Annotated in this window: 21 protein-coding genes; 13 read left to right on the top strand and 8 right to left on the bottom strand. The window is 66.5% G+C overall.

All coding sequences use genetic code 11. The annotated features are described in order from the left end of the window. Positions 1–58 precede the first annotated feature (58 nt). Together cheR and PI990_RS11225 are read right to left on the bottom strand one after the other, a co-directional pair. Positions 59–886, bottom strand: coding sequence for a protein-glutamate O-methyltransferase CheR (gene cheR, locus PI990_RS11230; protein WP_031288173.1), 828 nt, complete (start codon positions 884–886; stop codon positions 59–61). 43 nt (positions 887–929) lie between these two features. Then, positions 930–1,862 carry a chemotaxis protein CheV gene (locus PI990_RS11225; protein WP_021220631.1) on the bottom strand — a complete coding sequence of 311 codons (933 nt, stop codon included), beginning with the start codon at positions 1,860–1,862 and terminating at the stop codon, positions 930–932. A gap of 80 nt (positions 1,863–1,942) precedes the next feature. Between PI990_RS11225 and flgA the strand changes: the two genes are divergently transcribed. The 4 genes from flgA (at position 1,943) to PI990_RS11205 (ending at position 4,564) form a co-directional block, all read left to right on the top strand. Further along, positions 1,943–2,704 (top strand): flagellar basal body P-ring formation chaperone FlgA, encoded by a 762-nt coding sequence (flgA, locus tag PI990_RS11220; protein WP_043245561.1) that lies wholly within the window; start codon positions 1,943–1,945, stop codon positions 2,702–2,704. A gap of 164 nt (positions 2,705–2,868) precedes the next feature. Then, positions 2,869–3,213 (top strand): flagellar biosynthesis anti-sigma factor FlgM, encoded by a 345-nt coding sequence (gene flgM / locus PI990_RS11215; protein WP_021220633.1) that lies wholly within the window; start codon positions 2,869–2,871, stop codon positions 3,211–3,213. Between the two features lie 49 nt (positions 3,214–3,262). Continuing rightward, positions 3,263–3,730: a flagella synthesis protein FlgN gene (locus PI990_RS11210; RefSeq protein WP_043245560.1), complete on the top strand. Its 468-nt coding sequence runs from the start codon at positions 3,263–3,265 to the stop codon at positions 3,728–3,730. A gap of 84 nt (positions 3,731–3,814) precedes the next feature. Further along, positions 3,815–4,564 (top strand): flagellar brake protein, encoded by a 750-nt coding sequence (locus tag PI990_RS11205; RefSeq protein ID WP_271660652.1) that lies wholly within the window; start codon positions 3,815–3,817, stop codon positions 4,562–4,564. A 218-nt stretch (positions 4,565–4,782) separates the two neighbouring features. Here PI990_RS11205 and PI990_RS11200 read toward each other — a convergent pair whose 3' ends face one another. From PI990_RS11200 to PI990_RS11190, 3 genes are all read right to left on the bottom strand, one after another. After that, the gene (locus PI990_RS11200) at positions 4,783–6,087 is read right to left on the bottom strand and encodes an MFS transporter (RefSeq protein ID WP_021220636.1); all 1,305 of its coding nucleotides are present in this window, start codon (positions 6,085–6,087) and stop codon (positions 4,783–4,785) included. 60 nt (positions 6,088–6,147) lie between these two features. Then, the gene (locus PI990_RS11195) at positions 6,148–7,389 is read right to left on the bottom strand and encodes a glutamine synthetase family protein (RefSeq protein WP_271661290.1); all 1,242 of its coding nucleotides are present in this window, start codon (positions 7,387–7,389) and stop codon (positions 6,148–6,150) included. Between the two features lie 710 nt (positions 7,390–8,099). After that, positions 8,100–9,179 carry a sigma-54 interaction domain-containing protein gene (locus tag PI990_RS11190; protein ID WP_271660651.1) on the bottom strand — a complete coding sequence of 360 codons (1,080 nt, stop codon included), beginning with the start codon at positions 9,177–9,179 and terminating at the stop codon, positions 8,100–8,102. A 306-nt stretch (positions 9,180–9,485) separates the two neighbouring features. Here PI990_RS11190 and PI990_RS11185 point away from each other — a divergent pair, with 306 nt between their 5' ends. Next, positions 9,486–10,559 (top strand): ABC transporter substrate-binding protein, encoded by a 1,074-nt coding sequence (locus PI990_RS11185; protein WP_271660650.1) that lies wholly within the window; start codon positions 9,486–9,488, stop codon positions 10,557–10,559. A 17-nt stretch (positions 10,560–10,576) separates the two neighbouring features. Next, the gene (locus tag PI990_RS11180) at positions 10,577–11,788 is read left to right on the top strand and encodes an LLM class flavin-dependent oxidoreductase (protein ID WP_271660649.1); all 1,212 of its coding nucleotides are present in this window, start codon (positions 10,577–10,579) and stop codon (positions 11,786–11,788) included. Between the two features lie 212 nt (positions 11,789–12,000). Here PI990_RS11180 and PI990_RS11175 read toward each other — a convergent pair whose 3' ends face one another. Continuing rightward, a complete protein-coding gene (locus PI990_RS11175; RefSeq protein ID WP_271660648.1) occupies positions 12,001–13,188 on the bottom strand; it encodes an LLM class flavin-dependent oxidoreductase in 1,188 nt (395 codons plus the stop codon). A 65-nt stretch (positions 13,189–13,253) separates the two neighbouring features. Next, a complete protein-coding gene (locus PI990_RS11170; RefSeq protein ID WP_271660647.1) occupies positions 13,254–14,315 on the bottom strand; it encodes an ABC transporter substrate-binding protein in 1,062 nt (353 codons plus the stop codon). Positions 14,316–14,684: 369 nt separating this feature from the next. Here PI990_RS11170 and PI990_RS11165 point away from each other — a divergent pair, with 369 nt between their 5' ends. Beyond that, positions 14,685–15,980 carry an acyl-CoA dehydrogenase family protein gene (locus tag PI990_RS11165; RefSeq protein WP_271660646.1) on the top strand — a complete coding sequence of 432 codons (1,296 nt, stop codon included), beginning with the start codon at positions 14,685–14,687 and terminating at the stop codon, positions 15,978–15,980. A 719-nt stretch (positions 15,981–16,699) separates the two neighbouring features. Continuing rightward, the gene (locus tag PI990_RS11160; RefSeq protein ID WP_271660645.1) at positions 16,700–17,080 is read left to right on the top strand and encodes an FxLYD domain-containing protein; all 381 of its coding nucleotides are present in this window, start codon (positions 16,700–16,702) and stop codon (positions 17,078–17,080) included. 20 nt (positions 17,081–17,100) lie between these two features. Here PI990_RS11160 and PI990_RS11155 read toward each other — a convergent pair whose 3' ends face one another. Further along, positions 17,101–17,844, bottom strand: a complete 744-nt coding sequence (locus tag PI990_RS11155) for a class II aldolase/adducin family protein (RefSeq protein WP_271660644.1) — start codon at positions 17,842–17,844, stop codon at positions 17,101–17,103. A 371-nt stretch (positions 17,845–18,215) separates the two neighbouring features. Between PI990_RS11155 and PI990_RS11150 the strand changes: the two genes are divergently transcribed. From PI990_RS11150 to msuE, 5 genes are all read left to right on the top strand, one after another. Beyond that, positions 18,216–19,376 (top strand): LLM class flavin-dependent oxidoreductase, encoded by a 1,161-nt coding sequence (locus PI990_RS11150; RefSeq protein WP_271660643.1) that lies wholly within the window; start codon positions 18,216–18,218, stop codon positions 19,374–19,376. A 13-nt stretch (positions 19,377–19,389) separates the two neighbouring features. Continuing rightward, positions 19,390–20,436 (top strand): ABC transporter substrate-binding protein, encoded by a 1,047-nt coding sequence (locus PI990_RS11145; RefSeq protein WP_271660642.1) that lies wholly within the window; start codon positions 19,390–19,392, stop codon positions 20,434–20,436. Positions 20,437–20,471: 35 nt separating this feature from the next. Beyond that, complete coding sequence (locus PI990_RS11140) at positions 20,472–21,530, top strand: ABC transporter substrate-binding protein (protein ID WP_271660641.1); 1,059 nt, start codon at positions 20,472–20,474, stop codon at positions 21,528–21,530. A 327-nt stretch (positions 21,531–21,857) separates the two neighbouring features. Next, positions 21,858–24,104 (top strand): TonB-dependent receptor, encoded by a 2,247-nt coding sequence (locus PI990_RS11135; RefSeq protein ID WP_271660640.1) that lies wholly within the window; start codon positions 21,858–21,860, stop codon positions 24,102–24,104. Between the two features lie 451 nt (positions 24,105–24,555). Continuing rightward, positions 24,556–25,119, top strand: a complete 564-nt coding sequence (msuE, locus tag PI990_RS11130) for an FMN reductase (protein ID WP_271660639.1) — start codon at positions 24,556–24,558, stop codon at positions 25,117–25,119. Positions 25,120–25,124 lie beyond the last annotated feature (5 nt).

The following is a 25,124-nucleotide window of genomic DNA, read 5'->3' as shown; positions in this document are numbered from 1 at the left end:
AAAGCAGGCCAATAAAAAGGGAGGCTTTCGCCTCCCTTTCCCATGTCGCGCTACCCGGTCATTTGACCTTGTAGATGATCCCCGGGCTGCACTGCACCATCTGGTACAGCTCCGGCAGGCCATTGAGCGCCTCGGACGCACCGAGGAACAGATAGCCACCGGGCTTCAGCGTCGCGTGGATGCGCGTGAGGATGTCCTTCTTCACCTCGGCGGAGAAGTAGATCAGCACGTTGCGGCAGAACACGATGTCGAACTTGCCCAGCGCCGCGTAGCTGTCCAGCAGGTTCAGCGCACGGAACTCGACACGGTTGCGGATCGCCGGCTTGACCACCCAGCGCCCCGGCCCCTTGGGGTCGAAGTAGCGGGTCAGGCGCTCCTGGGAAAGCCCGCGCCCCATCGCCAGGCTGTCGTACTCGCCGGCCTTGCAGGCGGCGAGCATCGAGCTGGACAGGTCGGTGGCGACGATGCGCACGCCGGCCTTGAGCTGGCCGAGGTTGACCTTCTCGAACTCGTCGATCGCCATGGACAGGGAGAACGGCTCCTGCCCGGAGGAACTGGCGGCCGACCAGATGCGCAGCGGCTGGTTCGGCGAGGCCTTGATCATTTCCGGCAGCACCCGGCTCTTCAACACCTCGAAGGGATAGGTGTCGCGAAACCACAAGGTCTCGTTGGTGGTCATGGCATCGACGACCTGCTCGCGCAGGCCGCCACGCGGGGAACCCTGGATCTTCTGTATCAGCTCACCCAGCGACTTGATGCCGTTCTGTTCCATCAGCTTGTTAAGGCGGCTGGATACCAGGTACTGCTTGTTGCTTCCCAGCAGGATGCCGCAGGTTTTTTCCAGGAAGATCCGGAACTGCTCGAAATCCAAGTTACCTGAAGACACTAGGCCCGCCTCATTCATATCTGTTTCCTGGGGGAATCATCCCTCAGCCGCCATCCGCGATTCTGATCCGCTCGATCACACGTGCAGCTAGGTCATCGGGTCGGAACTTGGCGAGGAAATCATCCGCGCCGACCTTCTTCACCATCGCCTGGTTGAACACGCCGGAAAGCGAAGTATGCAGGAGGATGTGCAGTTTCTGCATTCTCGCATCGCCTCGGATCTCCGCCGTCAACGTATAACCGTCCATTTCCGGCATCTCGATGTCGGAGATGATCATCAACAGCTCCTTCTCCGGCGCCTTGCCCTGCTCCACCAGGTCATGCAGGTAGTTGTATGCCTGCCGGCCATCGTTGAGCGCGGTGACCTCGACGCCGACGGTCTCCAGGCAACGGATCAGCTGCTTGCGGGCCACCGACGAGTCGTCGACGATCAGCACCCGCTTGGTCACGGCACTGGCTTGGGTGTTCTGGTCGATCACGCCCTCGGAAATCACTTCGGAAGTCGGTGCGACCTCGGCGAGGATCTTCTCCACGTCGATGATCTCCACCAGGTTCTTGTCGACCCGGGTAACCGCGGTCAGGTAATGCTCACGACCGGTGCCCTTGGGTGGCGGATGGATCTCCTCCCAGTTCATGTTGACGATGCGCTCCACCGAGCGCACCAGGAACCCCTGCACCTTGGTGTTGTATTCCGTGATGATGACGAAGCTGTTCTTCAGGTCATCGAGGCCACGTCGACCGGTGGCCATGGCCAGGTCGAGAATCGGGATGGTGCCCCCACGGATATTGGCCACGCCGCGAACCACAGGGCTCGACTTGGGCATGATGGTGAGCTTGGGGCACTGCAGCACCTCCTTCACCTTGAACACGTTGATCCCGTATAGCTGGGTCCCATCCAGCCGGAACAGCAGCAACTCCAGCCGGTTCTGACCGACCAGTTGCGTACGCTGGTTAACCGAATCCAATACACCGGCCATGCCAGGACTCTCCCGTTATTAGCTTCAGCACGCTTCGCCTTAGAGTAGCAGGCGGCACGGGCCTTGCTTTTGATCTTGATATGAACGCTATGACGACGATTTTCCGACACACGATGGCACAACGCCGCCACCTTTTTAAGGTCGTTTTACCTGTTTTGTTCTGCCTCGGCCACAACAGCGCCTCGGCGGAGGAACTCACATCGCCCGAAGTCCTTATCGGCTCCACCCAAGGCTTTCTTGAGTTCACGGTGGAGGATTATCTGCAGACCAACAATATCCCCGGTCGTTACGACATCCAGATCAACCGGCTCGACCCCAGGTTGCGCCTGGCGGCCTGCGACAGGGAATTGACGGTCACACTCGAAAGCCCGGCACAACCCATCGGTCGGGTCACCGTCGGCGTGCGCTGCGAAGGCAGCACGCCATGGAGCGTCTACGTCCCCGCGCAGGTCCGGCTGTTCCGCGAAGTAATAGTAGTAGCCCGTCCGCTGCGCCGTGGGGCAGTCGTCAGTGCGGACGACTACAACCTGGTGGAACGCGAGGTGGGCCTGCTCAACCAGGGCTACCTGACCGACCCGGCACAGGTAGAGGGCTACAAGCTCACCCGCGCCGTGGTCGCCGACCAGGTGCTGGCGCCGGTGCACCTGGAAATGGCCGAGGTGATCCGCAAGGGAGACCAGGTGGTGATCATCGCCAAGAGCACCAGCATCAGCGTGCGCATGCCCGGCGAGGCACTCTCCGACGGCTCCCCCGGGCAGCAGATCAGGGTGCGCAACCTGCAGTCCAAGCGAGTGGTCAAGGCGCGGGTCACCGGGCCCGGCCAGGTCGAGGTGGCGATGTAACCTTGGTTAGGCACGAGTCTTGTATGCAAATACGCCATCTCGTGTAGAGTGCCGTTTCTACGTCGCTTCCGGGGGCCGAAAAAAAATCGGAAATTTGCCCTAAAGTTTATTTCCGCATGGCCGATAGCGTCGGTAAGCGTCCAAACACCCAGAGGTTTTGCATCATGGTCATCGACTTCAACCGGCTGAATAACGCCGCTACGCCGCCCGGTACGGGCCGTACGAGCAATGCCCAGTCCGGCGGCAAGAACGAAGCCGTCGCAGGCTCGACCACGACTCCGTCGCAAACGGCCAGTGCCGATGCGGCCAAGACCGCCAAGACCGGTGAAAACGTGCAGCTGAGCAGCGATGCGCAGAACCTGCAGAAAGCCACCGACAAACTGCGTGACCTGCCCACCGTGGACAAGGAACGCGTCGAAAAACTGAAACAGGCCATTGCCGACGGCTCCTATCAGGTAGACAGTCAGCGCGTGGCCAGCAAATTGCTCGACTTCGAATCCCAGCGCTAGTCTCAGGGCAGCGCTGGGGATATTGGACGCCCAATCCCCAGAGCCCGCGATGCAAGACACTATCCTGCTCGACCTGTTCACCCACGATATCGGCCACGCCCAGCAGTTGCTTGAGCTGATCGATACCGAATTCAAGGCCCTCACCGAGCGTGACCTGGGCCACCTCGAAAAAATCCTCGCCGACAAGCAGCCCCTGCTCGCCCTGCTCGATGCCCATGGCAAGCAGCGCACCGAAGCACTTGTGGCCCTTGGCCTCAGCGCCGACCGCACCGGCCTGCACACCCTCGCCGAAACCTCGCCACTGGGGGCCGATCTCATTGCCCGCAGCGAAGAACTGAGCGCCGTGCTCGAGCAGTGCCAGAACGCCAACCAGCGCAATGGCCGGCTGATTCGTGCGAACCAGGCCTCGGTTGGCAGCACCTTGGCGATTCTCCGCGGTCAGGATGCGCCCAGCCTCTATGACAGCCGTGGCGGTGCCGCTAAAATCCAGCGACAGCGCCCGCTTAGCCAGGCCTGATAACAACAACGGCACGACGACATTACCGGCAAATTGCCAGTATGCTAGTGCCGGAAGTCTTTCGTGCTTGGAGAGTCCTGGACCGTGTCCAATGCGTTTATCGAAGAAGATGGGCCGCAACCGCCCAAGGTGCTGAAGGCACCGGTGGAGATTCACGCCAATCTTCGTCTGCTGCAGCAAAACCACGACCCGCTGATCATCACCTTCCACGAGCGCAGCCAGCGCTTCCAGAGCTACCTGGTCGAGATCGACAAGGACAAGAAGCTGCTGGCCCTCGACGAGATGATTCCCAACGATGGCGAGCGCTTCCTGCGCAACGGTGAAAGTTTCCGTGTGGAAGGTTTCCGCGATGGCGTGCGCATCGCCTGGGAATGCCCGCAGCCGGTCCGTGTCGGTGAGTTCGAAGGCGACGCCTGCTACTGGTGCCCGCTGCCCGAAGAGGTGATCTACCACCAGCGCCGCAACGCCTTCCGCGCGCCGCTGATGCTCAGCCAGCTGGTGGTCATCGAACTGGCCGGCGACAAACTGTCCAAGGGCTTGCCTGGGCACATGCTGGATATCTCCGCCACCGGCTGCAAACTGCGCTTCTCCGGTGACCTCACCAGCCGCCTGCAAGCCGGCCAGGTCTACGAACGCCTCAGCGCCCAGCTGCCGGTGGGCACCCTGGTCGCCGCCGTCGAGCTGCGCCATGCCAGCTATGACGAGAAGCTCGACATGACCTTCGTCGGCATGCGCTTCTACCGCTCCAGCGGCCAGGAGCAACGCCTGATCGAGCGCTTCGTCTATCAGCTGCAGCGCGAAGCCCGCCGCTTCGACAAGGACGACCTGTTCTAGTCCTCCCGCGCCGCTCGCCTCCGCGACCGGCGCCTCCCCTCTCGACACACCCCCTACAAGCCTCCAGCCGACCCAGCGCCCACAGCACTGGCAGCCGTTTTCATGGGGCGCAGGCCGCCACGCCCCAGGATCTGCCCGTGGGTCATGGCGTCTGCCTGTAACGATTGGAACGGCCGGCCCCGGGGTACCAACGGGGCCGCAGGGAGTACCTGTCACCCTCAGCTGGGACGGGGCTCCTCAGGCGCCGGAGGCGGTGGAGTGAAGCTGTCGCCGCCCATCTGGTCGTGCACCACCTGCTCGTCCACGCGCGGGTCGAGGGCGGCCACCAGGGGCGAGCTGACTTCCGGGGTCGCCACGTGGTGCAACGGCGCCTCGTCGACGCGGTGCAGGCCGGTGACCTTGTCGGGCCGTACCCGCAGCACCAGCACCAGGGCGCAGACGCTGGCAAAGGCATAGAACATGTTCGGCCCCACCTGCTTCATCAACGCGCCAGTCACCAGCGGGCCGATGCTCGCGCCCACGCCGAAGGTGATCAGCAGCATGGCGGTCAGCGAAACCCGCCGCTCCGCCTCGATATGGTCGTTGGAGAAGGCCACCGCCAGCGGGTAGAGGGTGAACTGCAGCATGCACACCAGGAAGCCCATGGGGAACAGCATCTCCATCGGCACCTGCGGCATCAGCGCCAGGGGAAGCGCCGCCAGCACCAGCAGCGCGGCGATGGTGCGGATCAGCATGGCGCGGTCGTGGCGGTCAGACAGCCAGCCCAGCGGCCACTGCACCAGCAGCCCGGCGAGGATGCAGAAGCCCATGAACAGGCCGATCTGCTCGGTGCTCAGCCCCTGGCGCGTGGCATAGAGCGGCGCCAGGCCGTAGAAGGAACCCAGCATCAGGCCGGAGATCAGCACCGTGGTCATCGACTGCGGCACCCGCTTGATGAAGAAGCGCGGCTCCAGGGGCGCCGGGTGCAAGGGCGCGGGGTGGATCTTGCGGGTCACCGCCACCGGCACCAGGCACAGCGCGAAGCACATCGCCACCAGCATCAGCAGCTCGGGGCCCAGCCCCGGGTGCAGCACCAGCACCAACTGGCCCAGCACCAGGCCGAGGTAGGAGGCCACCATGTAGCCGGCGAACACCTGGCCACGCTGGCCGGCCTCCGCCTGCTCGGTCAGCCAGCTCTCGATGACCATGTACTGGCACATCATCCCCAGGCCCACCAGCATGCGCATGAACAGCCAGGCCGGCAGCCAGTTGATCAGGCCATGCCCCAGCACCGCCGCCGTCACCAGCCCGGCGCATGCGACATAGGCGCGGATATGCCCCACCCGCGCGATCAGCCGATGCCCCAGCTTGCCGCCGAGGATCAGGCCCAGGTAGTTGGCCGCCATCAGCGCGCCCACCCAGAGCCCGTCCACCTTGTCGGCGGCCAGGCGCAGGCCCAGGTAGGTACTCAGCAGGCCGGAGCCGATCAGCATCAGCAGCGTGGCGAAGTAAAGGGCACGAAACGACTTCAAGACACGACCCATTGGCTTTCCATGCGCTCCTTGAACAGGGCGGGCCGCAACGCGCGGCCCGCAAGGGGGATGCTACGCCTGGGCAGCCAACACGCGGCGCTCCCAGGGGGTGATCTGGTCGAAGAAGCTGCTCAGCTCCATCGTCTTGGTGGCGATGTAGCCTTCGATGAACTCATCCCCGAACAGTTCCCGGGCCAGATCACTGCGTTTCAGACGCTCCAGAGCGGCATGCAGGGTACAAGGCAGGACCAGGGATTCGGGAATATCGAACTCGCCCTGCATGGGCGCGCTCGGCGCGATCCGCTGTTCCATGCCGTGCAACCCCGCCGCCAGGCTGGCCGCAATGGCCAGGTACGGGTTGGCGTCGGCGCCGGGCAGGCGGTTCTCCACCCGCCGCGCCACCGGCGCACTGGCCGGAATGCGCAGCCCCGCCGCACGGTTGTCGTGGGACCAGCAAGCATTGTTCGGCGACGCGTAAGGATGACAGAGACGCTGGTAGGAGTTCACGTTCGGCGCGAACAGCCCGGTGAAATCCGCCATCGCCGCCTGCTGCCCGCCAATGAAATGGTAGAAGGCATCGGTCGCCTCGCCCGCCCCATCGCTGAAAATATTCCGCCCGCCGTCGATCTCCACCACGCTCTGGTGGATGTGCATCGAGCTGCCCGGCGTATGCGCCAGCGGCTTGGCCATGCACACCACCGTCACCCCGTGCTTGAGCGCCACCTCCTTGAGCATGTGCTTGAACAGGAACGTCTGGTCCGCCAGCAGCAGCGCATCGCCGTGCAGCAGGTTGATCTCGAACTGGCTCACGCCCATCTCGTGCATGAAGGTATCGCGGGGCATGCCCAGCAGCTCCATGCAGGCATACACCTCCTCGAAGAACGGCCGCAGGCCGTTGTTGGAGGTCACACTGAAAGCCGAGCAACCATCCTCGCGGCGCCCGTCCAGGCCCAGCGGCGGCAGGAACGGCTGGTGCGGATCGGGGTTGGGCGCGAAGACGAAGAACTCCAGCTCGGTCGCCACCACCGGCGCCCAGCCATGGGCCGCATAGCGTTCCAGCACGCGGCGCAGCAGGCCGCGAGTCGACAGGCCGGAGGGGCGACCATCCAGCTCCTGGGCATCGCAGATGGCCAGGGCGCGGGGGTTGGAACTCCAGGGCAGGCGGTGCACCTGGCTCGGCTCGGCCACCAGGGCCAGGTCGCCATCGTCGCTGCCGTAATACTTCGCCGCCGGGTAGCCCCCCATGATGCATTGCAGCAACACGCCGCGCGCCAATTGCAGCCGGCGGCCGGAAAGGAAGCCCTCGCCCGTCATCACCTTGCCCCGCATCACCCCATTCAGGTCGGGGGTGACGCACTCGATCTCGTCGATGCCTGCCAGTCGTTCTGCGAGGGAACCTGGGCCGTCGGTAGTCATGCTTATTATCCTTGTGGGTACTGCGGTCACGCCGGAATGGCGGCGTGCACAAAATACGCACCGACTGTTCGATATTTCAAGCACCCATGTTCCAACGTAGATGATTGCAGCTCGCTGCCGCCCTCATAGGAGCGAATTCATTGGCTCTGCCTGCGTGGAGTATTGCTAGAGGACTTGAGCCCAGCTGATTGCTGAGTTCTGGTGATGCTTCTGGTTTCGCCCCCCGGGCGAGTCTCTTTCTTCAGTCGCCAAGAAAGAAACCAAAGAGGCTCGCCCCTCCATACGGGTCTGGCTGAAGCCAGACTTCCCTCTCTCCATCATCGTTCCAGGGGCACGCGCTGACGGGCCATCCCTGGCCCGACATCGCTCTCGCGACATCCATGTCGCTCAACCCCTTACACGACGATTCGCTCGGCCTTCTGGGAAGGGGCGTTTGGCGGTTGCTCCAACTTTCTTCGCTCGAATCCTCACATTGATATGCGCACCAACCCATCACGCCCCCAGCACCTCCCCGCCCCCCCATAAAAAAGGGGCACAACCTTCGTTGCGCCCCTCTCTCGTCCATCCGTCCGTAGCCCGGGCTTCAGCCCGGGAATTCCTGCCGCCACTCAGGCGATACGCGCACTCCTCGGGCTCACTTCCAGCTCGCCGATCTTCTCCAGCCGTGCCCGCACGATATTGCGGCTGATGCCCAGCAGCCGCCCGGTCTGCAACTGGTTGCCGTGGCAGAAGCGGTAGGCGGTGCGGAACACCGTCTCCTCGATGTGCTCGTAAAGGTCCGGGCGATTCTGTTCGAACAGCGCCGTCAGCGCCGCCTCCAGGTCCACCGGCGCGGCCGGACCGGGCAGCACGCCCTGGTGAGCGTCGTGGCGCACGCCGGCGGGGCGCATGTCCACCAGGTGCAGGTCATTGGGTTGCACCTGCTGGTTGCGGCACACCAGCAGCGCATGGTGGATGGCGTTCTCCAGCTCGCGGATGTTGCCCGGCCAGCTGTGGGTCAGCAGCTTGCGCTCGGCTTCCACGCTCAGGGAGGCACGGTTGTAGCCCAGGCGCTGGCAATGCTCCTCGAGGAAGAACTCGGCCAGCGGCAGGATATCGCCCGGCCGCTCGCGCAGCGGGGGCAGGCGGATGGTCGCCACGTGCAGGCGGTAGAACAGGTCCTCGCGAAAATGCCCCGCCACCACCGCGTCGGCCAGGTTGACGTTGGTCGCCGCCACCAGGCGCACGTTGATCGGGATCGGCGTACGCGAACCCAGGCGCACCACCTCGCGCTCCTGCAGCACGCGCAACAGCTTCACCTGCATGTTCAGCGGCAGGTCGCCGATCTCGTCGAGGAACAGCGTGCCGCCGTTGGCCGCCTCGAACCAGCCGGCCTTGCTGTTGGTGGCACCGGTGAAGGCGCCCTTCTCGTGGCCGAACAGCTCGCTCTCCACCAGGGATTCGGGAAAGGCGCCGCAGTTCACCGCCACGAAGGGCTCCTTGCCGCGTCGGCTGAGATGATGGATATGGCGGGCCACCAGCTCCTTGCCGGTACCGGTCTCGCCGATGATCAGGGCATTGGCCTCACTCGGCGCCAGCCGCTCGATACGGTTGAGCAGCTCCTGCGAGCGCGGGTCCTTGAAGACCAGCACCGTGGCACGCACGGACTTGGTCAGCTCGCGAGCATTGGGGTGGGTGAGCAGCGACATGATGCATTCCTGGCAGAGATGGGCGCGCCGCCATAGTGCATCAATCCGAATAGACTAAAAAATTATTAATTAGCATTTATATATTCCATAAAAGATATAAGGCGGCAGATTGCTGCTGCAGCAGCAACGCGTCAGCAGCCCCCTGCGTCGACACCAGCAATGCAGCGGCCGCCCCGCCACACCGCCTGCACGGCGAAGCCCGCGCCACCACTGGCGCCAAGGCCTATCGCCCGTTCCATGGCATGCATCCTGCTCCCGCCGCTCCATCAGCCGGGCTCACCGGCCCGCATTGCAAGGAGTGGAACCATGAACAGAATCTGGCGCAGCAGCCTGGTGGCCCTCGCAGCCCTGGCCTTCAGCCTCGGCGCGTTCGCCAGCGAGGCCCCCGCCTCGGTGAAGATCGCCATCGTCGCCTACACCCAGGGCGGCAAGCCGGTATTCGGCGGCATCCCCGGGCGCGTCATCGAAGACGGCTGGCTCGCCGCCGAGCTCGACAAGCGCGGCATCACGCTCGACTGGATCGCCCTCCCCCACGCCGGCGCCGGCCCGCAGATCAACGAAGGTTTCTCCAACAACAGCATCGACTTCGCCGTGCGCGGCGACCTGCCCTCGGTCATCGGCGCCGCCGGTGGCGTGCCCGGCAAGCTGATCGTCCCCGGCGGCAACGGCAACAACGTCTATCTGGTGGTGCCGGCCAACTCCGACGCCAAGAGCATCGAAGACCTCAAGGGCAAGCGCATCGCCCTGCACCGTGGCCGCCCCTGGGAGTTCGCCTTCAGCAACTTCCTCGCCAGCAAGAACCTGGCCCTGACCGACTTCAAGATCGCCAACCTCAACCCCCAGGTCGGCGCCGCCGCCGTCTCCGCCGGCAAGGTCGACGCCGCCGTGCTGCTCAGCGAGTCCTACCTGCTCGAAGACAAGGGCGTGGGCCGCATCATCTGGTCCACCAAGCAGGGCTCCAACGACTGGCGCCTGGTCTCCGACCTCTGGGGCACCGACGACTTCATCCAGCGCCATCCCGACGTCACCCAGCTGCTCGCCACCGCCTGGGTCAAGGCCGCCTGGTGGATCTCCCAGGAGCAGAACCAGGACGCCTACTACCAGCTCTCCTCCCGCGCCGGCACCCCGGAGAGCGTCCTGCGCCGCGACGACCAGGGCGACCCGGTCGCCTGGAAGGACCGCTGGGCGCCCAAGAGCGACCAGCAGCTCAAGGCCCACTACCAGGCCCTCACCCGCTACGCCCTGGACAACCGCCTGATCCGCGAGGACGTCGATATCGGCCAGTCCCTCGCCACCCGCTTCACCAACCAGGCCCTGATCGACCTGCACCTCGAAGACTACTGGCCCAGCCTCAAGGGCCAGATCAGCGCCCGCGACTGAATCCAAGGAGGAACCCCATGAGCATCGAATTCTTCACCCGCCTGCCGCTGCACGGCGAAACCCAATACCTGCCGGGCGACCCGCGCAACCGTGGCGACTGGCACCGCGGCGGCCCCAGCACCGGGGCGGTCTCCGGCTTCGCCGTCGGCGACCACTTCACCTACATCGACTACCTCGGCCAGATCGCCCGCGCCGCCGAAATCAACGGCTTCGGCGGCGCGCTGATGGTCAACGCCCCCACCGGCGAAGAGCCCTGGACGGTCTGCTCGCTGCTGGCCCGCGAAACCCGCACGCTGAAGTTCGTCACCGCCTTCCAGCCCTATCACTACACGCCCTGGGTCGCCGTGCAGCAGGCCGCCACCTACCAGCGCGCCACCGGCAACCGCCTGGTGTGGAACATCATCAACGGCGGCTCCGACGCCATCCAGCGCCAGGTCGGCGACTACAGCGGCCACGACGACCGCTACGCCCGCGCCATCGAATTCATGGACGTGGTCAAGGGCTACTGGCACAACGAAAACTTCCACTACGACGGCGTCTACTACAAGGCCGACGGCGGTGGCCTGCGCGGCCCGCTGAAAAAGGCCGAGCTGCCGCTGATCTGCACCGCCGGCTCGTCCATCCCCGCCCGTGAATTCGCCGCCAAGCACGCCGACTACTACCTGATGCGCGCCGAGCACCCGGACGAGGTCCGCGCGCTGATCGCCGACGTGCGCGAACGCGCCCTCAAGTACGGCCGCAGCGACATCCGCTTCGGCCTGTCCATCGATGTCATCACCCGCGAGACCGAGGAAGAAGCCCAGGCCGAAGCCAAGCGCTTCTTCGACGAAGGCGTCGCCCGTGGCGCGGTCAAGGCCGTCGCCGCCCACGCCGGCCTGCGCACCGCGCGCAAGCTCAGCTACGAGCACGGCTACGCCGAGAAGGACGCCGCCCCGCAGTACGACGACTTCTTCATCCACCCCAACGTCTGGGCCGGCTTCGGCTACATCGGCATCCCCCCGGGCTGCGCCCTGGTGGGCAGCTACGCCAACGTCGTGGCGCGCATCCGCGAGTACAACGAACTGGGCATCGGCCTGTTCTTCCTCGCCGGCTACCCGCACCTGGAAGAGGCCTATCGCCTGGGCGAACACGTGCTGCCGCACTTCCGTGGCGAACGCGCGGCCCTGGTGAAAAGCACCGACGCCCCCATCGAACTGCGCGCCGTCAACGGCGGCCCGGCCGGGGCTTGAACATCCGCCTGGCCGCCCTTGGGGCCGCCAGGCGAGCAGGCAGCCACGGCCTTGGCGCGTGGCTTTGCCTTCGTTGCTCACTCCGGACCTAGGATGTGCTGCGCTCACCTGGAACCCGCCGGAAGCACCGTGCGGCGCTGCGCACGGTTCCCCACGTTCAAATGAAGTCGCCTCCACAGATGGCCCGGGCCTCAGCCCGGGACATCCCCTCCCTAGACCTGCTCCACCTCCGGCGCCCGCGCCGTCACGCCCAGTTGCGGCACCTCAAAGCCGTGGTCCAGCTCCAGCAGCGGGAACAGCAGGTCGGCCACGCGCTGGGCCTCATCGATCAGCGGGAAGCCCGAGAGGATGAAAGCCGAGGTGCCATGGCGTTCGTACTCGCGGATGCGCTCCGCCACCTGCTCGGTGCTGCCCACCAGGTAGGTGCCGGCGGCCGGGCCGAGGATGTTGAAGCCGAACAGGCTGGGGCCGACCCACATGTTGGGGTAGATCTCCAGCTCGCGGGCGCTGGGCAGGCGCCCGGCGCGGATGCTCTCCAGGTTGCGCTGGATCTGCGGGTCATCGCTGACGAAGCTGTCCAGGGTCTCGCCGGGCGGCAGCTGGCGCAGGATGGCGTTGCGCGCGGTCTCGATGGAGGCGCGCTGCAGCAGCTTCTCGGCATGGGCCCAGGCCTCCTCCTCGGTCTCGCGGACGATCACCTGCAGGCGCGTGCCGAAGGTCAGCTCGCGGCCGATCTTCGTCGCCTCGGCCGCCACCCGGGCGAACTTCTCGCCCAGCTTCGGCGGGGTGTCGGCGAAGCTCAGGTAAACGTCCAGCAACTGCACCGAATGGGCCACGCCCGGACCGGAAGTACCGGCGCCCCAGAGCGGGATGCCGGGCTTCTGCTTCGGCGGGTGCCAGCCGCCCAGCGGGTGGCTGGCGGCCCCCGGCTGACGCGGTGCGAGCTTGACGTAGCGGCCGTCGTAGCCCCCGGTCTCGCCGGCGTAGATGCTCTGGAAGGCACGCCAGTACTCCAGGCTGAAGTCGTAGCGCTCGTCATGCCCGTAGTGGATGCCGTAGGTGGCCAGGCTGGCGTCGCTGCCATTGACCACGTTGAACAGCAGGCGGCCGTTGGAAAACTGGTCGAAGGTCAGCGCCCACTTCGCCAGCACCGCCGGCGACAGCTCGCCCGGGTGCTGGGCGACGAGGAAGCGCAAACGCTCGGTGGCGTCGATCAGCGCGGCGGAAACCGCCAGGCTCTCGTTGGGGCTGGAGCCCAGCAGGGAGCCGTAGTAGCCGAGGCGGTCGGCGGTCACGGCGATCTGCTTGAGGTGCTGGAAATCACTCTTCCAGCGGCCTTCGGCCTCCCAGGGATAGGGGCCATCGGGGGTGGTGAGGTACCAGAGAATCTTCACAGCCATGTTCGTGTCCTTGATTGCATTGAAGGGGGTGCACGCAGCGGCACGGGTCATGGCCCGGCGCGGTATCAGGCGCGGCGCCGGGCCAGCAGTTGCTGGGCGGCCTGCAGCGGACGGGCATCGACCCAATCGGCGATGTCGAAATCGCGCTCGAGGAAGCCGTGCAGGTTGAGGAAGTTCTTCTGGATGCCGAGGAATTCCAGGCGCTGGGCGGAGAGGTCCGGTGCCAGGGTGGTGTGGAAATCACCGCGGTAGGCTTCGGCCACGCCCTCGCGACCGGCACGGGTCTCCACTTCGAGAATGGCGTACAGGTCATCGCGGTTGTCGGCGGCCCACTCGGCGGCGCGCAGGGTCTGGGCGAGGAAGCGCACCACCAGGTCGAAATGGTCGTCGAGCAGCTCCTGGTGCACGGTGATCGGCCGGGGCGTGCCGTTGTTGATGCGCTGGCGCGGGTCCACCAAGTCGAGGTCGACACCCACCACCAGGCCCAGGCGGCGGGCCGCGTCGGCAGCGGCGGCACCCTTGACGTAAACGGCATCCAGCTCGCCACGGGCCAGGGGTTCGAGGCCCGACCAAAGGCGTTGCAGGCCCTCCTCCGGGGTGCGCGCGGCGGCCTGGTCCAGCAACGGCACCTCCACCAGTTGCACATCGTCGAAGCCCAGCCCGGCCAGGGCCAGGGCGCCCTTGTAGCCGTGCAGGCTCATGGCCCGGGCGATGCTGCCGGGGCGGCTGTCGCCCCAGGCTGGTAGCGCCAGGCGCTTGCCCTTGAGGTCGGCGGGGCTGCGGATGCCCGAGTCGGAGCGGACCAGGATGGTCTGCCATTCCTCGATCCAGGTCAGGCCGATCAGCCGGCTCGGCGCCCCGGCGGCGCGGGCGGCCAGGGCCGGCACGTTGCCGCCCTCACGGAAGAGCCCGGGCAGCTCGTGGTCGTAGTGGTGGTGGCCGAGCTGGCGGGCCTCCTGCAGGGTGGCCACCGGCAGGCCGTCGGCGGCGAACTCCTCGGCCAGCCAGCCGAGTTTGTAGGCGATACCGGAGGCGGTGGGCACCGGGCAGCGGGTGAACCAGATCTGCTCCAGCGGCGCCTTCTCGGCGAAGGTCGGCTGCGCGGGTGCGGTGGCGGCTAGGGTCATGGTGGCTCCAGATAAGAGGGGCATGGCGGCCTTTCACGGCCATTCGCCCCGCCATCGCAATGCCCGTGCCAGTGCCCACAAGCCCCATGTTCCATGGCCTGCAGCGGATCGCCTGGAAACCCCGGCGGCCACCCTGCTGTCCAGCCAGCAGGGTTGCGCGGCCATTGCTGCCTGCCGAGCAACCGCCCCCGCACCGCTGCTGCCCCAGCAGCAACGGCCCACTCCAGTGCTGCCACGGCATCCCGTGCAAGCCGCGCCACGCAAGGCTTCGGGGGCCGCCGGAAACCTCTGGCATAGAACCTGCTCAAGCCCCCCACAGCGCCCGGCACAGGCCTGGTATCGCGACGTTTGAATCCACAGAGGTGAACCATGAGTACGGCCGAACGCAATTTCGCCACGGAGCAGCCGCACGCGGCGGTGAACATCCTGCGCAGCGAGGCGGATGCCATCGCGGTGGCGAAGGAAGTGGCCAGGGAGATCGCCGAGATCGCCGCCGACAGCTCGCAGAACCGCGAGCTGCCCAGGCGCCAGGCGCAACTGCTGTCCGACAGCGGGCTTACCGCCATCGGCGTGCCCAAGGCCTTCGGCGGCCTGGGCGCCTCGGTGGAAACCATCGTCGAGACGGTGCGCCTCATCTCCGTCGCCGACGGCGGTGTCGGCCAACTGCTGCAGATCCACAACGTGATGCTGCGCGGCATCTTCACCGGCTACCCGGACGCGGTGCGCGACCGCCTGGTGGCCGACGTGCTGGCCGGCAAGCGCTTCGGCAACGCCCTGGCCGAAGTCGGCGGCAAGAACAAGTTCGCCCTCAAGACCCGCGTCGAGCGCCGCGCTGACGGCAAGCTGGTCCTCAACGGCAGCAAGTTCTACTCCACCGGCGCCTACCTGGCCGAGTGGATCTCCCTCACCGCCGGCTCCGATGACGGCGGCGTGGGCGTGCTGCTCAACCGCGACACCCCCGGCCTGACCCTGGTGGACGACTGGGACGCCTTCGGCCAGAACAACTCGGTCAGCGGCACGGTGATCTTCGACAACATCGAACTGGACGAACGCTTCGTCTCCCGCCGCGAAGGCCCGATGAAGCGCACCGGGCTGACCTTCCCGCAGATCCTCCACGCCGCCATCGACACAGGCATCGCCGCCGGCGCGCTGCAGGCCGGCGTGCACTACCTCAACCACCATTCCCGCCCCTGGGTGGAAAGCGGCGTCGAGCGCGCCAACGAGGAGCCGCACATCATCCGCCAGATCGGCGAATACGCCGTGGCCCTGCGCGCCGCCGAGTCCCTGCTGCGCGATGCCGCGCGGGTGTTCGACCGCCACGAGCAGGCCCCGGACGACAAGGAACTGCAGGACGAGCTGATCCTCTCGGTGGCCACCGCCCGCGCCCACTCCGACGGTGCTTCGCTGAAGATCTCCAGCGACATCTTCTCGCTGCTCGGCGCCAGCGCCTCGCTGACCAAGTGGAACCTCGACCGTTTCTGGCGCAACGCGCGGGTGCACACCACCCACGACCCGATCCGCTGGCGCCTGCACCACGTCGGCAACTACTACCTCAACGGCATCGACCCGGGCGAATACACCGCCATCCTCAACGCCAAGCAGAGCGAGGGCGCCACCACGGGGCAACACCTCTCCTCTTCAGCCCCTGCTGCACCACGCCCATAGCGAGCGCGAAGCCCAAGCGCCCTGTAGGGCGGGTGCAACCCGCGAGTGGGCCTGGCTCATTGACGTCGGGTTTCACCCGACCTACGAGGCGTGCCATGCGCCCCCATCTCCTGGGCCTGGCAGTGGCACGCTTGTAGGGTGGATGACGCTCTTTTCATCCACCAGCGGAGTGGCCGGCAAACACGAAAGGTGGACCGATAAAGCGGGGTCCACCCGCGCGGCTGGCACCTCGGTGAAGGCCTAACGAGCTCACCCCACCCAAAGCAGGCGAGTAAAAATCCACGTTCTCAGAACGTGGCTTTGCTTTTGGCCCCCTAGAAGGGGCGCAATCAGACCTCGGAGCATGCAGCCGCCGCTCACTTCGGACGTAGGGTGTGCTGCGCGCACCTCGGACTCGCTAGCAGCACCGCGCGGAGGTGCGCACGGCACACCCTACGACACGCGTTCATCCTGCAGGGCTCTCAATTCAAATCGTCACAGGCAGAGCCGATGACTCATGACCACGCCCTAAGCCCGTAGGGTGGATGACGCTCTTTTCATCCACCAGCGGAGCAGCCGACAAGCACGAAAGGTGGACCGATAAAACGGGGTCCACCCCACGCCGCAGGCACATCCGTGGGTCGCAGCCGTAAGCCTCGAATTACGTGGCGCCGAGCGGTAGTCGACAAGGATTTTGCGCCGATGTATCAACGGCAGGTTAAGGCCTCGAGTCGTTCGCCATGTTGCGTAAATCCTGCCTCGCCCTGCTGGCCCTGGTTCCGCTCTGCGCCCTCGCCGATGACGTCAAGGTGCGCAACCTCGCCCTCACCCGTTCCGGGCACGACAGCTACATCAACGGCACCGCCGCCAACACCACCGAGAAGTCCTTCTCCACCGTCACGGTGGTGTTCGACATCTACCAGGGCGACAAGCTGGTGGACACCGAGACCTTCCGCGCAAAGGGTATCGAGGGTGGCCAGGCGTGGCGCTTCTCGGTGCCGGTAAAGGCGCGCAAATTCGACAGCTACAAGGTGCGCACGGTGCTCATCGACACCGAGTTCAGCGAGTCCATCGGTGCCGCCACCGTCGCGCCCGCGACGCCCACGGTGCCCGTGCAGTAACGGGCACCGCGCCGCCCGCGTCAGGCCACCTCGCCCAGCAGCTTCTGCCCCTCGGCCCAGAGGCCGGTCATCTTCCATTGCTGCTCCAGCACGCCGGGGCCGAACTCCTTGGAGCCGCCGAGGTTTTCCGCCAGCGCCTGGAAGTAGGCGCCCTCTTCCACCAGCAGGACCAACTTGGCCACCTGGAGGATGCCGGCTCCCCAGAAGGTCGCCCCGCCGTTGGCCTCCAGCAGCCCCGGCGTATGCGGGTTGGCCTTGATGGCGTCGACGATGAAGGCCGGCTCCGGCTGGCGGCGGTCGATGTACACCGGCAGCTCGCGGGCCAGGGTCACCCGTTGCGAGGCGGCGTAGCGCAGCGGCAGCACGCGATGGGTGCCGGCCCAGCCACCCAGGTAGGGCGTGTGCACGTGGATCACCACATTCACCTCGGCGCGCTCGCGCAGCACCTGGGCGTAGCGCTTGCCGCTGCCGGCCTCGCGGCTTTCGCTCAGGGTCTGGGCGCGGCCCAGGGTCTCGTCGAGGTGGACCACGCCGTCATAGCTGACCACCGAGGCGCGGATGCCCGGCTCGTCGTCCCAGGGCGAAGGCGCGCGCAGGGCGATCACCAGGTCGGTGCCGGGTACCCGCAGGTAGGCCTGCAGGGTGTTGGTGGCGGTCAGGGTGCGGGTCTCCTGGAGCACGCGGAAGGCCTTGGCGAAATCGCGCTTGGCCTGCTCCACCTGTTCGAGGATGGCGTTGCCGAGGGTGGTGCTGGTCTGGGTCATGGGGTTGTCCGTCCTTCAAGGGGTCTTGCAACGAAGCTCCGTTGCCGCCGCAGTGTGCGGTTGCAGCGATGCAGAGCAGGACTTGTGCCGACTCCTTCAACCCCTTGAAACACAAGGCCTGGCGGCAGCGGCCAGGCCATCCGCCGGCCCACTGCGGGCGATTCTGTTGCGCCCCCAGCAGCCGGCTGCTGGCGGGGTGTTGCTGGAGACGCACCCCGGCGCTCCACGCCCTCGCCCGACGCCCACGCAGCCCTTGCCACGCCTGGCGTACAGGCCCGCCGGCAGGCCGTGGCATGGCGGTTGCACTCGCTCCTTCCCAGCGTGGCTCGCCGGCCCCGGCGGGAACCACGGCCACCTCATCAGGAGCGAATATGAGCACTGAATTCTTCTGGCGCCTGCCGCTGGGCACCGACGGACCGCAGCTGTCCACCGATAAGCACAACCGTGGCAGCCACGCGCACCGCCCGGGCAACATCGCCCCCGGCCGCCTGCCCAACGGCGAGCCCGACGGTTTCGGCTACATCGACTACATCGCCCAGGTGGCCAAGGCCGCCGAGCTGGCCGGTTTCGAAGGCGCCCTGCTGCCCACCGGCCCCGAGCCGTGGGTGGTGGCCTCGGCCCTGGCGCGGGAGACCCGCCGCATCAAGTTCCTCATCGCCTTCCAGGCCACCTGGACCCTGCCCGCCTACGCCGCGCAGCAGGCGGCCATCCTGCAGAACCTCAGCCGTGGCCGCCTGGAGTGGAACATCATCACCGGCGGCAACCCGGCCAGCCAGCGCGCCAATGGCGACTTCCTCGAGCACGACCTGCGCTACAAGCGCACCGGCGAGTTCCTCGACATCATCCAGGGCCTCTGGGAGAACGAACGCTTCTCCTACGACGGCGACATCTACCAGCTGGAGAACGGCGCGCTGCCGCCCGGCCTGCATGACCAGCGCAAGCCCGGCGTGTACTTCTCCGGCTTCTCCGACGCCGCCCTGGAAGTGGCCGCGCGCCACGCCGACGTCTACCTCAACTGGGCCGAGCCGGTGGACAAGCTCAAGCCGCACATCGAGCGCGTGCGCGAGCTGGCCGACAAGCATGGCCGCACCGTGCGCTTCGGCCTGCGCGTGGACCTCTTCGCCCGCGAGACCGAGGAAGCCGCCTGGCGCGACCTGCGTGCCCAGTTCGACCGCCTCGAAGGCAAGCCCAGCTCCCTGGTGAAGACCTTCACCAGCGGCTCCGACTCGGTGGGCGGTGCGCGCCAGACCGCCTACCACCAGAACATCGACCGTTTCGACGACCTGATCCTCGGCCCCAACCTCTGGGCTGGCTTCGCCAAGGCCAAGCCCGGCCCGACCGTGGGCCTGGTGGGCAGCCACGAGAACATCGCCGAGCGCCTGGTGGAATACCGCGACGCCGGCTTCTCCACCTTCATCCTCGCCGGCAACCCGCACCTGGAAGAAGCCCTGCGCATCGGCCAGGAAGTGCTGCCGCTGGTACATCAGCGCAGCGCCACCAGCCCCGCCGCCATCCTCAAGCAACGTGCCTGACCGGAGCCCCACCATGAGCCAACTGGACACCCTCTGGTACACCCGCTGCCCGGTCCCCACCGGGCTCGGCATCGCCGTGCAGAAAGGCTGGCTGGAGCAGACCCTGGCCAGCCAGGGCACGCGCATCCAGTCCCTGCGCGAATCCACCGAGCAGGCGGTGCGCGAATCACACTTCGACCACAGCCTGCAGAACTCGGTACGCCACGGCGGCAACATCCCGGCCATCTGGGCGCGCGCCCAGGGCCGCGACACCCGCGTCATTGGCCTGTCCTGGGCGGACGAGGTGCAGCTGATCCTCACCCGCCCGGACAGCGGCATCAAACGCGTCAAGGACCTCAAGGGCCGCCGCTTCGGCCTGCCCGACTGGCACGGCGCGCAGATCGACTTCACCCGCGCCCAGGCCCTGCGCGGCCTGGAAAACGCCCTGCGCCTGGAGGGCCTGGAGGTGACCGACGTGGAGCGCGTCGACTACCGCTACGGCGGCACCTTCAGTGACGAGCCGGTGCAGGCGGTGGCCGGCACCCCGGTGAGTTCGCGCCGTGCCGAAGGGCGCAACGCCGAGCTGGTCGGCCTGCTGCGCGGCGAGGTGGACGCCATCTTCCTCAAGGGCGCCAGTGCCGCCCAGTTGGCCCATGACTTCGGCCTGCGCACGGTGATCGACACCGGTTCGCACCCCGAGCCGCTGGTGCGCTCGAACAACGGCACGCCGCGCACCCTGACCGTCGACGCCCACCTGCTGGAGCAGCACCCGCAAGCCGCCGCAGGCATCCTCGACGCGGTGCTGCGCGCCGAGGAATGGGCCCGCGCCCACCCCGACGACACCCGCCGCTACCTCGCCCGCGAAACCAACAGCAGCGAGTACTGGGTGACCGTGGCCTATGGCGAGGATGCCCACCGCCGCCTGCGCACCGAGCTGGACGAACAGGCCATCGCCGCGCTGCAGGACTTCACCGCCTTCCTGCACCGCTGGGGCTTCATCCCGCAGCTGTTCGACGTGCGTGACTGGATCGATACCCGACCGCTGGATTCCCTGCGCGCAGCCACTGCGCTGGCAGGCTGATCGGCCGGGCTCTACTGACCTCAACCGAGCCACTTATGAGCAAGCCACTCGACACCCTCTGGTACACCCACAGCCCGGTCCCCACCGGGCTCGGCATCGCGGTGCAGTCCGGCCGCCTGGCCGAGGCCTTCCGCCCCTTCGGCACCAGCATCCAGTCGCTGCGCGAATCCAGCGAGCGCGAGGTGCGCGAAGCCCATTACGACCACCACCTGCCCAACTCGGTACGCCACGGCGGCAACATCCCGGCCATCTGGGCCTACGCCAGCGGCGTGCAGACCCGCGTCGTCGGGCTGTCCTGGAGCGACGAGGTGCAGCTGATCCTGACCACGCCGGAGTCCGGGGTGAACAGCATCCGCGACCTGAAGAACCGCCGCTTCGGCCTGCCCAAGTGGGCCAACGTGCAGATCGACTTCACCCGCGCCCAGGCCCTGCGCGGCCTGGAGAACGCCCTGCGCCTGGAGGGCCTCTCCGTACAGGACGTCGAGCTGGTGGACTATCCCTACGGCGGCACCTACAGCGACGAGCAGAAGCACCACCTGCATGGCGCCGAAGTCAGCCTCGGGGTGGACCGCGTCAAACGCCGCAACAACGAGCTGATCGGCCTGCTGCGCGGCGACATCGACGCCATCTTCCTCAAGGGCGCCCACGCCGCCCACCTGGCCAACGAGTTCGGCCTGCAGGTGGTGGTGGACACCGGCTCGCACCCCGACCCGCTGATCCGCTCCAACAACGGCACGCCGCGCACCCTGACCGTCGACACCCACCTGCTGCACGAGCACTTCGATGCCTCGGTGCGCATCGTCGACACCGTGCTGCGCACCGAGCAATGGGCCTGGGCCAACCCGGACGAGACCCGGCGCTTCCTCGCCCGCGAACTCAACACCAGCGAGTACTGGGTCGCCGCCGCCTACGGCGAGGATGCCCACCGGCGCCTGCGCACCACCCTCGACGAACGCTCGATCGCCGCCTTGCAGGACTTCACCGATTTCCTCCACCGCTGGGACTTCATCCCGCGCCGTTTCGACGTGCGCGACTGGATCGATTTCAGCGTGCTGGAACAGGTCATCGGCTCCACCTCGCGGGTCGCCGTATAAGGCTGCTGCCCGGGCAGCAAGGCCCGGGTGACTGCTTCTCCAGCAGCAACTTCCCAGCAACTTCCTGCTGCCGACAATGCACACTTTCCAGCCCCTCTCCCGGCCCTCGATTCGGCCAACTCCCATACGCCCTTAGTTGTTACAAATCCGCGCCATAACAAACATTAAAATCCTTTAAAAACAGCATCTTGCGAATTTAACGAAATAACCGTTCCGCCCAACAAAAGACTGGCACGACTCCTGCTCTCACCCTCTTGGCTTATTCATGGCACGCCTTGCGACCGCCCATTTGGCGACCCGTGCCTTATATATAAAAGGGGAGAGAACATGCACACACCCAATCCGATTACCCGAGGCATCTGGCTGGCCGTGTTGCTGGCCGCCAGCGGCTCGCTGGTCGCCGCCGAACAGAACGATGCGAAGAAGGCCAAGGCCCAACCGACCACCGCGCTGAAGACGGTCACCGTCACCGCCCAGCACCGTGAGGAAACCCTGCAGGAGACGCCCACCACCGTCTCCGCCATCAATGGCACCCACATCACCACCGACGGCGTGCGCGCCATCGGCGACCTCACCACCTTCGTGCCCAACGCCGCGGCCAAGAACCCCGACGGCGATGGCCGCCCGCGCTGGTACATCCGTGGCCTGGGCACCGGCGACACCGGCGCCGCCACCGTATACCCGGTGGGCATCTACGCCGACGACGTCTACCTCAACGCCCCCATCGCCGGCGGCGGCCCGCTCTACGACCTGGAGCGCATCGAAATCCTCCGTGGCCCCCAGGGCACCCTGTACGGCAAGAACACCACCGCCGGTGCGGTGAACATCATTTCCAAAAAGCCCGATTTCGACACCGACGGCTACGGCACCCTCGGCTTCGGCAGCAAGAACGAACGCATCCTCAACGGCGCCATCGGCGGCGCCCTGGTGGACGAGCGCCTGGCCGCGCGGGTGGCGGTCTACTCCGAGGAGCGAGACGGCTTCACCCAGAACCTCACCAACGACCACACCTACGGTGACGTGAACAAGAAGGCCGTGCGCCTGCAGTTCCTCGCCCAGCTGACCCCGGACCTGGAAGCCCTGTGGAAGATCCACAGCCGCGAGCACAAGGGCGACGGCAGCAACGGCTCGCTGCCGGTGGGCCGCTACTACAACGTCGGCTACGTGCGCCCCCATGGCAGCAAGATCCAGCTCAACGTCAACGAGGACTACAAGCTCGACCACGACGGCACCTCGCTGACCCTGAACTGGGACCTGGGCGGCTACAAGCTGACCTCCATCAGCGCCTACGACAGCATTCGCAACCAGGCCCTCACCGACGCCGACTACACCCCCTACGAGGTCAACGGCGTCAGCGACGTCGACAACGAGTACAACCAGTACAGCCAGGAATTCCGCCTCGCCTCGCCCCAGGAAGATGCCCTGCGCTGGCTGGCCGGCGCCCACTACTTCCACGAGAAGCTCGACAGCGACGCCCTGCGCTACGTGCGCCCGGGGACCACCCCGAACGGCACCGGCAGCAACCAGACCGGCACCGTGTACCGCGACCTGGCCTACACCCACAAGACCGACAGCGTCGCGCTGTTCGGCAACCTCACCTACGACTTCACCGAGAAGTTCAGCGTGACCGGCGGCCTGCGCTGGACCCAGGAGAAGAAGGACATCGACCTGACCCTCACCCAGCGCCTGGCCAGCGGTGCCCCCATCGCCGGCGCCGACAACAACGGCACCAGCGAGAAGGACAAGACCTGGGACGCCTGGACCTACGACCTGACCCCGGAATACCGCATCAACGACAACCTGCGGGTGTTCTTCCGCTACGCCCACGGCTTCCGTTCCGGCGGCTTCAACACCGGCCTGTCCGGCGGCCTCTCCGGCCTGACCACGGTGGACCCGGAAGAACTGGATGCCTACGAACTGGGGCTGAAATCGGAGTGGCTGGACGGCCGCCTCACCGCCAACGCCAACGTCTTCTACTACGACTACAGCGACATCCAGGTGAACCTGCTCACCGTCAACAACGGCATCCTCACCACCGCCCTGACCAACGGCGCCGCCGGCGAGGTCAAGGGCGCGGAACTGGAACTGGAAGCCCAGCCCACCGAATTCCTGCACCTGCGTGCCGCCCTCTCGCACCTGGACACCGAGTACACCGACTTCAAGAACGTCAACCCCAACACCGGCGTGGTCACCGCCGACTACAGCGGTAACCGCTTCGTGCGTTCGCCCGAGCAGGTCATCTCCCTGGGCGCCGACTACACCTTCCCGCTGGAAGTCGGTGGCAAGCTGGTGGCCGGCGGCGACGTCAGCTACCGCGGCAAGGAATACTTCCTGGCCGACCGCCAGAGCAGCGTCGACAGCACCCTGAGCCAGCCCCACTACACCCTGGCCAACGCCCGCCTGACCTGGTTCAACCATGACGAGAAGATCAGCGTCACCGGCTTCGTCAACAACCTCACCGATCGCCGCTACCAGGTCCACGGCCGCCCCAACGGTGCCGTCGGCAGCGGCCAGTACGTGATCACCTACGGCGACCCGCGCACCGTCGGCGTCAGCCTCACCACCCGCTTCTGATCCCCACCGCCACACCCACGCGGGAGCCCGAGCGATCGGCCTCCCGCGTTTTCACTCCTGCCCTCCGTCCTTCGTAGGATGGGTAGAGCACCGCGAAACCCATGCGGCCGATGTCGCCCCGAACTCCGCACGGTGGAGGTAAAAAGCGACCTCCACCCAGCAGCCCCAACCCCGCAGCCCCCCCTGCTCCATCCCTGTAGGAGCGAGTTCATTCGCGATGGCCACGTGCAAGGGCGTCGGGTTTCACCCGACCTACGCCCCATTCATTCGCGATGGCTGCAGCCCTGCAAAGTGTTTCCCCAGCAACACCCGATCAGCAGAAGTGTTGCCCATCTGGCAGGTTTTCCTGCCGCCAACCCGCCCAACTGCCCTGTTTCCGCACACTTCGGCTCTTGGTACGGCCCTTGCTCTGTCCCTCTGTACATAGCGCAACATCACAAGGGACAACCCCATGAGCAACGCCATCAACGTGGTCGCCGTCTCCGGCGGCACCTTCCACCCCTCGCGCACCCTGGTGCTGACCCAGGCCCTGGTGGCCGAGCTGGGCAAGCACCTGCCGGTCAACGTGCGCATCATCGAACTCGGCGATATCGCCCGCCCCGTCGGCGGCGCGCTGTCGCGCAAGGAGCTGCCGGAAACCGTCGAGCACGAGCTGCGCGCCATCGAGACCGCCGACCTGCTGGTGGTGGCGGCGCCTGTCTACCGCGGCTCCTACCCGGGCCAGTTCAAGCACCTGTTCGACCTGATCGACATGAACGCCCTGATCGACACCCCGGTGCTGCTCGCCGCCACCGGTGGCAGCGAGCGCCACGCGCTGGTCATCGACCACCAGCTGCGCCCGCTGTTCAGCTTCTTCCAGGCCCTCACCCTGCCCATCGGCGTCTACGCCTCCGAGGCCGACTTCGTCGATTACCAGGTCACCAGCGAGCCGCTGAAGGCCCGTATCTCCCTGGCCGCCGACCGTGCCGCCAGCCTCTTCGGCAGCCGCGCCGACGCCCTCAAGAAGATCGCCTGAAGGAC

Source organism: Pseudomonas sp. TUM22785, assembly GCF_028198105.1.
Taxonomy (GTDB): Bacteria; Pseudomonadota; Gammaproteobacteria; order Pseudomonadales; family Pseudomonadaceae; genus Metapseudomonas; species Metapseudomonas solani.
This window is presented reverse-complemented; position numbering and strand designations above follow the sequence as displayed.

Coding starts and splice junctions, on each gene's coding strand:
- PI990_RS11200 (WP_021220636.1), bottom strand. CDS start 6,087: ATGGGTCGTGTCTTGAAGTCGTTTCGTGCCCTTTACTTCGCCACGCTG.
- PI990_RS11190 (WP_271660651.1), bottom strand. CDS start 9,179: ATGTCGCTGCTCACCCACCCCAATGCTCGCGAGCTGACCAAGTCCGTG.
- PI990_RS11150 (WP_271660643.1), top strand. CDS start 18,216: ATGAGCACTGAATTCTTCTGGCGCCTGCCGCTGGGCACCGACGGACCG.
- PI990_RS11165 (WP_271660646.1), top strand. CDS start 14,685: ATGAGTACGGCCGAACGCAATTTCGCCACGGAGCAGCCGCACGCGGCG.
- PI990_RS11145 (WP_271660642.1), top strand. CDS start 19,390: ATGAGCCAACTGGACACCCTCTGGTACACCCGCTGCCCGGTCCCCACC.
- flgM (WP_021220633.1), top strand. CDS start 2,869: ATGGTCATCGACTTCAACCGGCTGAATAACGCCGCTACGCCGCCCGGT.
- PI990_RS11155 (WP_271660644.1), bottom strand. CDS start 17,844: ATGACCCAGACCAGCACCACCCTCGGCAACGCCATCCTCGAACAGGTG.
- PI990_RS11180 (WP_271660649.1), top strand. CDS start 10,577: ATGAGCATCGAATTCTTCACCCGCCTGCCGCTGCACGGCGAAACCCAA.
- flgA (WP_043245561.1), top strand. CDS start 1,943: ATGAACGCTATGACGACGATTTTCCGACACACGATGGCACAACGCCGC.
- PI990_RS11185 (WP_271660650.1), top strand. CDS start 9,486: ATGAACAGAATCTGGCGCAGCAGCCTGGTGGCCCTCGCAGCCCTGGCC.
- PI990_RS11225 (WP_021220631.1), bottom strand. CDS start 1,862: ATGGCCGGTGTATTGGATTCGGTTAACCAGCGTACGCAACTGGTCGGT.
- msuE (WP_271660639.1), top strand. CDS start 24,556: ATGAGCAACGCCATCAACGTGGTCGCCGTCTCCGGCGGCACCTTCCAC.
- PI990_RS11210 (WP_043245560.1), top strand. CDS start 3,263: ATGCAAGACACTATCCTGCTCGACCTGTTCACCCACGATATCGGCCAC.
- PI990_RS11135 (WP_271660640.1), top strand. CDS start 21,858: ATGCACACACCCAATCCGATTACCCGAGGCATCTGGCTGGCCGTGTTG.
- PI990_RS11170 (WP_271660647.1), bottom strand. CDS start 14,315: ATGACCCTAGCCGCCACCGCACCCGCGCAGCCGACCTTCGCCGAGAAG.
- PI990_RS11140 (WP_271660641.1), top strand. CDS start 20,472: ATGAGCAAGCCACTCGACACCCTCTGGTACACCCACAGCCCGGTCCCC.
- PI990_RS11160 (WP_271660645.1), top strand. CDS start 16,700: ATGTTGCGTAAATCCTGCCTCGCCCTGCTGGCCCTGGTTCCGCTCTGC.
- PI990_RS11195 (WP_271661290.1), bottom strand. CDS start 7,389: ATGACGGGCGAGGGCTTCCTTTCCGGCCGCCGGCTGCAATTGGCGCGC.
- PI990_RS11175 (WP_271660648.1), bottom strand. CDS start 13,188: ATGGCTGTGAAGATTCTCTGGTACCTCACCACCCCCGATGGCCCCTAT.